Source organism: Bacillus sp. EE-W1, from assembly GCF_009760835.1.
GTDB classification, from domain to species: domain Bacteria; phylum Bacillota; class Bacilli; order Bacillales; family Bacillaceae_G; genus Bacillus_A; species Bacillus_A wiedmannii.
The window spans coordinates 212,697-213,076 of sequence record NZ_WIPE01000060.1; the positions used below are offsets into that span (position 1 = coordinate 212,697).

General features: G+C 33.2%; 1 pseudogene. It reads left to right on the forward strand.

The annotated features are described in order from the left end of the window. Window positions 1-380 (forward strand): annotated as a pseudogene (locus GFJ36_RS29590) (hypothetical protein); the annotation flags it as partial.

The window sequence follows — 380 nt, forward strand, 5'->3', positions numbered from 1 at the left end:
AAGAGTGGATGGCAATTTGTAAGGAAGATCAATGGGACTTCTACACAAAGACAAATACATTTTTTGATTATATGGATAATGATTCATTAGATGCAAAAAGAATTGGTGTTGTTCTAAAAAGAGGAGATGCCGAGGGATTTGTACCGCTAGACATCAATAAAATTATTATGACAACGAGTAATATGTTACGTCTGCGGCAACTATATGAAAATTATAAGGTTGTATTAAAAGATACTGCAGATAATACCCTGTCTACTAACATTGTAGCTACAGCTCATACAGGCATTGATATTCTACTTCCTTCTTTAGAGTTTGAGGGAATCATAGAAATATATGACGAAGAAAATGAACTGTTAGCAAAGAAACAAGCTATCTTCTAT